7 protein-coding genes are annotated in these 6,240 nt (G+C 68.7%); 5 read left to right on the top strand and 2 right to left on the bottom strand.

Annotated elements, in window-relative coordinates:
* The 5 genes from B0W88_RS13585 to B0W88_RS13565 all read left to right on the top strand — a co-directional run.
* The coding region (locus B0W88_RS13585; RefSeq protein WP_144006761.1) for a bifunctional diguanylate cyclase/phosphodiesterase at positions 1-1,318 on the top strand (1,318 nt) is incomplete at its 5' end.
* 24 nt (positions 1,319-1,342) lie between these two features.
* The gene (locus B0W88_RS13580; protein WP_077035193.1) at positions 1,343-1,666 is read left to right on the top strand and encodes a DUF1840 domain-containing protein; all 324 of its coding nucleotides are present in this window, start codon (positions 1,343-1,345) and stop codon (positions 1,664-1,666) included.
* A complete protein-coding gene (locus B0W88_RS13575) occupies positions 1,666-2,319 on the top strand; it encodes a histidine phosphatase family protein (protein ID WP_233151704.1) in 654 nt (217 codons plus the stop codon). The genes B0W88_RS13580 and B0W88_RS13575 overlap by 1 nt, the downstream gene beginning before the upstream one ends.
* Positions 2,320-2,359: 40 nt before the next feature.
* Positions 2,360-3,439, top strand: a complete 1,080-nt coding sequence (locus B0W88_RS13570) for a sterol desaturase family protein (protein ID WP_077035192.1) — start codon at positions 2,360-2,362, stop codon at positions 3,437-3,439.
* Between the two features lie 150 nt (positions 3,440-3,589).
* Positions 3,590-4,549, top strand: a complete 960-nt coding sequence (locus tag B0W88_RS13565; protein WP_077035191.1) for a porin — start codon at positions 3,590-3,592, stop codon at positions 4,547-4,549.
* A 45-nt stretch (positions 4,550-4,594) separates the two neighbouring features.
* Here B0W88_RS13565 and ruvB read toward each other — a convergent pair whose 3' ends face one another.
* Together ruvB and ruvA are read right to left on the bottom strand one after the other, a co-directional pair.
* The gene (gene ruvB, locus B0W88_RS13560; RefSeq protein ID WP_077035190.1) at positions 4,595-5,653 is read right to left on the bottom strand and encodes a Holliday junction branch migration DNA helicase RuvB; all 1,059 of its coding nucleotides are present in this window, start codon (positions 5,651-5,653) and stop codon (positions 4,595-4,597) included.
* On the bottom strand, positions 5,653-6,222 hold the full coding sequence (gene ruvA / locus B0W88_RS13555) for a Holliday junction branch migration protein RuvA (RefSeq protein ID WP_077035189.1): 570 nt from the start codon (positions 6,220-6,222) through the stop codon (positions 5,653-5,655). Before ruvA ends, ruvB begins: the two co-directional genes overlap by 1 nt.
* Positions 6,223-6,240 lie beyond the last annotated feature (18 nt).

The raw sequence follows: 6,240 nt of genomic DNA, 5'->3' as shown, positions 1-6,240 counted from the left end.
GCAGGCCGCGCGGCTGCAGCGCGCCGAGGAGCCGGTGCCCAGCGACACGCTGACCCAGCTGCCCGGCCGTGCCGTGCTGGCGGGCCGGGTCGAGGCGGCGGTGGCCGGCGCGCTGCGCGAAGGCCGCTCCTTCGCGCTGATGAACGTGGACCTCGACCGCTTCAAGCAGATCAACGACACGCTCGGCCGCGGCTGCGGCGACCGGGTGCTGCAGGACGTGGCCGGGCGGCTGCAGCGCTGCCTCGGCGACAGCGACGTGCTGGCCCGGCTGGGTGGCGACGAGTACGCGCTGCTGATCGATGCGGTGGACGCGCGCGGCGCCGAGGCGATGGCGCTGCGGGTGCAGGGCGAGCTGGCGCTGCCCTTCACCTTCGAGGCGCTGGACTTCACGGTGACCTGCAGCATCGGCATCGCGCTGTTCCCGCGCGACGGCGGCAATGCCGACGAGCTGCTGTCCGCCGCCGAGCAGGCGATGCACTGGGTCAAGGAGAGCGGGCGCAGCGCCTGGCGCTTCCACCAGCCGCGCCGCGACGTGGACCTGATGGCCCGCATGCGGCTGGACCACGACATGCGCCAGGCGCTCAGGGCCGGGCAGTTCGAGCTGCATTACCAGCCGCAGGTCTCGCTGGGTGACGGGCAGGTGATCGGGGCGGAGGCGCTGATCCGCTGGCGCGACCCCGTGCGCGGCGAGATCCCGCCGGGCCAGTTCATCCCGGTGGCGGAGGAGAGCGGCTTCATCGCTCCGATCGGGGACTGGGTGCTTCAGAAGGCGGTGGAGCAGGCGGCGCGGTGGTGGCGGGCCGGGCGGCGCATGCCGGTGTCGGTCAACGTCTCGGCGCTGCAGTTCCAGCAGCCGCGCTTCGTCGAGTTCGTCGACCGCACGCTGGCGGCGGCGCGGCTGCCGCCCGAGCTGCTGGAGCTGGAGCTGACCGAGTCCATCCTGGTACGCGACGCCGACGAGGCGCTCCGGCGGCTGGAGCGGCTGTCGGCATTGGGCGTGGGCATGTCCATCGACGACTTCGGCACCGGCTATTCGAGCCTGGCCTACCTGAAGCGCTTCCCGATCCAGCGGCTCAAGATCGACCGCAGCTTCGTCCGCGGCCTGCCCGGGGATGCGAGCGACGCCGGCATCGTCAACGCGATCGTGCAGATGGGGAATGCGCTGAACCTGAACGTTATTGCCGAGGGCGTCGAGACCGAGGCGCAGCGCGACTTCCTGGCGCGGTGCGGGTGTGACGAGTTCCAGGGCTTCCTGTTCGCGCGGGCGCTCGACGCGGCCGCCTTCGAGGCGCTCGTCTGGCCGGCCCGCGCACAATAAGGGCTCCTCGATAGGGAGACCCCGATGCTGTACAAGTTCAAGTCCAAGGCCGGCGCCGACGTGATCATGATGGGCCCGCAGGGCGAGCAGGTGCTGCGCCTGCTGGGCCGCGATCCGGCCGCGCCGGGCATCTTCACCCAGGAGCAGCTGCCGCAGGCGATCTCCGCGCTGGAGCAGGCGGTGGCGGCCGACGAGGATGCCTTCGCGCAGCGGCAGGCCGATGCGAAGGCCGCCGGCGAGGCGGCGCCCCGGCGCGAGGGCGTGAGCCTCAAGCAGCGGGCCTGGCCGCTGGTGGAACTGATGCGCCACGCGCAGAAGGCCGGCGCCGACGTGCACTGGGGCGCCTGATGGCGGAGACGATGCTCGACACGAGCACCCGCATCCTGGCCATCCGCCACGGCGAGACCGACTGGAACCGCGGCTCGCGCATCCAGGGCCATATCGACATCCCGCTCAACGAGATGGGCCGGCTGCAGGCCCGGCGCCTGGCCGAGGCGCTGGCCGGCGAGACGCTGGACGTGATCTACAGCAGCGACCTCGGCCGCGCGCGCGAAACGGCGGCTGCGGTGGCGGCCGTGACCGGCGCGCCCTTGCAGCTCGAGCCGGCGCTGCGCGAGCGGGCCTTCGGCGCCTTCGAGGGGCTGAGCTTCGACGAGATCGCCGAGCGCTGGCCCGAGGACAGCGAGCGCTGGCGCAAGCGGGACCTCTCGTTCGCGCCGCCGGGCGGCGAGTCGATCCCGCTGTTCTACGAGCGCTGCGTCCCGGCCGTGCTGCGGCTGGCGCAGGCCCATCCGGGCCGGAGCATCGCCGTCGTCGCCCACGGGGGCGTGCTCGACTGCCTCTACCGTGCCGGCGCCCGCCTGGCGCTGGAGGCCCCGCGCAGCTGGATGCTGGGCAATGCCACGATCAACCGGCTGCTGTACTCGCCGGAGGGGCTCACCGTGGTGGGCTGGAATGATGATTTCCACTTAGCCAACCTGAGCCTCGATGAGCTAACCTGAATTCTCGACTGACCTATTACAAGTACAACGGAGACGCCCAGTGCAAGAGGCCCAGATCATCGTGCTGGTCACCCCGGTGTTCTTTGCGCTGATCGGGCTGGAGTTCTGGATCGGCTGGCGGCGTGGCCGCAACACCTACCGGCTCAACGATGCGATCAGCAGCATCAGCCTGGGCATGCTGAGCCAGCTGGTCGGCGGCGTCACCAAGCTGCTGACGCTGGGCATCTATGTCTGGGTCTACGAGCATGCGGCGCTCTGGCATCTGTCGGCGTCCTCGCCCTGGGTCTGGCTGACCGGACTGGTCGCCTACGACTTCTTCTACTACTGGCACCATCGGCTCGGCCACACGACGGCGCTGCTGTGGGCGGCCCACTCGATCCACCACCAGAGCGAGGACTACAACCTCTCCACCGCGCTGCGCCAGACGAGCAGCGGCTGGCTCGTCGGCTGGATCTTCTACCTGCCGATGGCGCTGGCCGGCTACCCGCCGCTGGTGTTCGGCAGCGTGGCGCTGATCGACCTGCTCTACCAGTACTGGGTGCACACGCAGCAGATCGGGCGGCTGGGCTGGTTCGACCGCTGGTTCTGCTCGCCGTCCAACCACCGGGTGCATCACGCGGTGAACGATCCGTACCTGGATCGGAACTACGGCGGGATCCTGATCATCTGGGATCGCATCTTCGGCAGCTTCCAGGACGAGCTGGACGAGGAGCCCTGTGTCTACGGCACCCGCGACGCCCTGCAGAACTGGGACCCTCTGGCGGCCAACTGGCAGGTCTATGCGCGGCTGCTGGCCAAGATGCGCGCCGCGCCGCGCTGGCGCGACAAGCTGCGCCTGTGGTGGGAGCCGGCGCACTGGCAGCCGGGCATCGGGCTGAAGGTCGAGCCCTACGACCCGCGTGCCCGCGAGCTCTACGACCCGCCGCTGTCGCGCGCCCGGCAGGTGGCGGCGCTGGCCGCCTTCGTCGTGCTGCTGGCGGCGGCGGTCCTGCTGCTGTGGAACGCGCACCTGCTGAGCCCGGGGCAGAAGCTGGGCGGCCTGGCCGTGGTGGCACTGGGCCTGTCGGGCGTGGCCCGGCTGTGCTCGCCAGGCCGGCGCCGCGCGCTCGCCGCGGCTTGAATTTCGGGGTGTTTTGACCATTGCCAGACTGTTGCGCTAGCGCATCGGTTTGTATTGGGAACAACCCCTCTCTCCCTATACTCCCGCCACACTGTCCAGAAGACCGGCGCGTGCAGCCGGCCACAAACCCCTCAGTTGTTAAGGAAAACGATGAAGAAGATCGCTCTTGTGGCCGCCGTGGCCGCTTCCGTTGCAGCACCCGCATTCGCCCAAGGTTCGGTGACCCTGTGGGGCCGCCTGAACACCTCGGTGGAAAGCCAGAAGAACGGCAACAACGACCGCGTCGTCGTTGAGCAGAACAACGGTTCGCGCCTGGGCTTCCGCGGTGTCGAGGACCTGGGTGGTGGCCTGAAGGCCGGTTTCAACCTCGAGCATGGCCTGAACTCGGACACCGGCGCGGCCAGCGGCGGCACCACCTTCTGGAGCCGTGAAAGCGATGTGTGGATCGGCGGCGCCTTCGGTACCGTGCGTCTGGGCAGCAACTTCCCGGATTCGTACTTCGCCACCGTGGACCGCACCAGCAACCACAACCACGACACCGGCACCTCGTCCGACGCGCTGTTCTCGACCATCGGCTTCAGCTACGCGACCAACAAGGTCACCTACATCACGCCGAACATCAGCGGCTTCGACGCGTCGATCTCGGCGATGGCCGGCGAAGGCACCCGTGGCCGTGCGTTCGACTCCTCGTTCAACTACTCGGTGGGCACGCTGCACATCGGTGGCGGCTACACGCAAGCTGACCGCTTCGGCGTCTCGCCCAAGCGCCAGGCCTACGTGCTGGAAGCCGACTACGGCTTCGGTCCCTTCCTGGTGACCGGCTATGTGTCGACCGAGAAGGTCGACGGCTTCCGCAGCCGCAACATCGCCCGCGTGTCGGGCATGTACTCGATGGGCGCTTCCGAGTTCCACCTGAACGTCGGCGGCACCAAGTCCGGCGCGGACGGCACCTTCCGCAACGCCGGTGCCTCGCAGTGGACGCTGGGCTACAACTACAACCTGAGCAAGCGCACCAAGGTCTACGCCTTCTACACCGCCATCGACCAGAAGCTGCCGAACCACGCCGGCGACTTCAACTCGCTGGCTGCCGGCGTGCGCCACAACTTCTGATCGGTCTCCGACCGCCAGCAAAAAGCGACCCTCGGGTCGCTTTTTTCATTCGTCGAACAGCTGGCCGTGCACCTTCGGCGGCGCGATGCCCAGGTGGCGGAAGGCCGCCAGCGTCGCCACCCGGCCGCGGGGCGTGCGCTGCAGGTAGCCCTGCTGGATCAGGTAGGGCTCGATCACGTCCTCGATCGTGCCGGGTTCCTCGCCGATGGCGGCCGCCACGTTGTCCAGGCCCACCGGCCCGCCGTCGAAGCGGTGCACGATGGCTTCGAGCAGCTTGCGGTCCATCAGGTCGAAGCCCTGCGGATCCACGTCCAGCATGGCCAGGGCCCTGTCGGCGATGGTCTTGGTGATGCGGCCGTCGCCCTTGACGTCGGCGTAGTCGCGCACCCGTCGAAGTAACCGGTTAGCAATACGGGGCGTGCCGCGGGAGCGACGGGCGATCTCCAGCGCGCCGTCGGGGTCGATCGGCGCCTTCAGCAGCGCGGCCGAGCGGGTGACGATGCGCTGCAGTTCCTCGGCCGTGTAGAACTCCAGCCGCGCGACGATGCCGAAGCGGTCGCGCAGCGGGTTGGTCAGCATGCCGGCGCGGGTGGTGGCGCCGACCAGCGTGAAGGGCTGCAGGTCCAGCTTGATCGAGCGGGCGGCCGGGCCCTCGCCGATCATGATGTCGATCTGGTAGTCCTCCAGCGCCGGGTAGAGGATTTCCTCGACCACCGGCGACAGGCGATGGATCTCGTCGATGAACAGCACGTCGTTCTTCTCGAGATTGGTCAGGATCGCGGCCAGGTCCTTGGGCTTCTCCAGCACCGGGCCCGAGGTCTGGCGCAGGTTCACACCCAGCTCGGCGGCGATGATGTGCGAGAGCGTGGTCTTGCCCAGGCCCGGCGGGCCGAACAGCAGCACATGGTCCATCGCCTCGTCGCGCTTGCGGGCGGCGCCGATGAAGATCTCCAGCTGCTCGCGGGCCTTCATCTGGCCGACGTATTCGTCCAGCAGCTTGGGGCGCAGCGCGCGTTCGATCGCCTCCTCGTTGGGCGAGGTGGGGGCGGAATCGATCACGCGCTTGGGCGCGGGAATGTCGAAGTCGTCGGTCTGGATGCTCATCAGGACATCGCCTTCAGTGCGAGCTTGATGCCTTCGCTGACGCCGACGTCCGGCGGCAGCTTCTTCAGCACGGCGCCGGCTTCCTTGTCGGAATAGCCGAGCGCGATCAGCGCCTGAAGGATGTCGGCCTGGCTGTCGTTGGCGACTGCGACGGGCAGAGCCAGGTCAGGGCCGAGCTTGCCCTTCAGCTCCAGCAGCAGCCGTTCGGCAGTCTTCTTGCCGATGCCCGGCACCTTCACGAGCCGCGCCGTGTCCTGCTTGCTGACCGCCTGCGACAGCTCGGGCACGGACAAACCAGAGAGCAGCGACAGCGCCATCTTCGGGCCCACGCCGCTGATCTTGATCAGTTGCCGGAAGGTCGCGCGTTCCTCGCCGGTGAGGAAGCCGAACAGCACCTGCGCGTCCTCGCGCACGACGAAGTGGGTCAGCAGGCTGAGCTTGTCGCCGAGGCCGGGCAGGTTGTAGAAGGTGCTCATCGGGACGTCGACTTCATAGCCGACGCCGTGGACATCGATGAGGATTTGCGGGGGCGTCTTTTCCGCGAGGGTGCCGGTGAGTCGTCCGATCATGCGGCCGATTATCGGCCG

Origin of the sequence: Pelomonas sp. KK5 (genome assembly GCF_001984095.1) — a bacterium.
GTDB lineage: Bacteria > Pseudomonadota > Gammaproteobacteria > Burkholderiales > Burkholderiaceae_C > KK5.
Note: the sequence above shows the minus strand (reverse complement) of the source record. Positions and strands in the feature narration are given on the sequence as shown.